The 872-nt window shown below is 59.3% G+C and carries 1 pseudogene; it reads left to right on the top strand.

Annotated elements, in window-relative coordinates:
• A pseudogene (locus ABDB81_RS30405) lies at nucleotides 1–830 on the top strand (Tn3 family transposase); the annotation flags it as partial.
• Nucleotides 831–872: the final 42 nt, after the last annotated feature.

Genomic DNA, 872 nt, shown 5'->3' with positions numbered 1-872 from the left:
TCTGGATTGAGCACAGCCTGAGCTTTCGGGGTCGTGCGCGCTTGTTCTTCACGGACGAGCGTTGGCAGGCAGAGTCCAAGAAACACTATGCCCGTCTATCGTTACCCAGCAAGGCTGCCACTTTCTTGAAGCCTTTGCTGGCCAGAGTAACTGCCGGTGTCGATGCGGTGGCCGCTGCAGCCCGCAGTGGCGTACTGCGCGTGGATGATGAACTCCATTTGTCGCCATTGCCCGCAGAGGACGAAGACCCAGAAGTGACCAAGCTGCGCGCGGCTTTGGATCACCGCATCGGTGAGGTTCAATTGCCGGAAGTGATTCTGGCCGTTGACGCCCAGGTGCGCTTTAGCTGGATCATGCTCGGACGTGAGCCGCGCTCTACCGACGAGCTGCTGATGGTCTATGCCGGCATCATGGCCCACGGCACCAGTCTGACTGCGGTCGAATGCGCGCGCATGATTCCGCAATTGTCTGCCACCAGCATTCGCCAGGCCATGCGCTGGGCGCGGGACGAACGGCGTCTGAGCCAGGCCTGCCAGGCTGTGCTGGAATTCATGCAGCGACACCCGATTGCCGCCACCTGGGGGCGGTCCGATTTGGCATCTTCTGACATGATGAGCATGGAGACCACCAAACGGGTGTGGCAAGCCCGGCTTGATCCTCGGCGCAACACACCTTCCATTGGAATCTACTCCCATGTAAAAGACCGGTGGGGCATCTTCCATGCGCAGCCCTTTGTGCTCAATGAGCGCCAGGCGGGCGTGGCCATTGAAGGTGTCATCCGCCAAGAAAAGCTGGAGACCAGCCAGCTTGCTGTGGATACCCATGGCTTTATTGTTACGTGGACATTGTCATCTTTCCGCCATAGGTAAGGC

It is taken from the genome of Cupriavidus sp. DL-D2, from assembly GCF_039710735.1.
Lineage (GTDB): Bacteria > Pseudomonadota > Gammaproteobacteria > Burkholderiales > Burkholderiaceae > Cupriavidus.
Note: the sequence above shows the minus strand (reverse complement) of the source record. Positions and strands in the feature narration are given on the sequence as shown.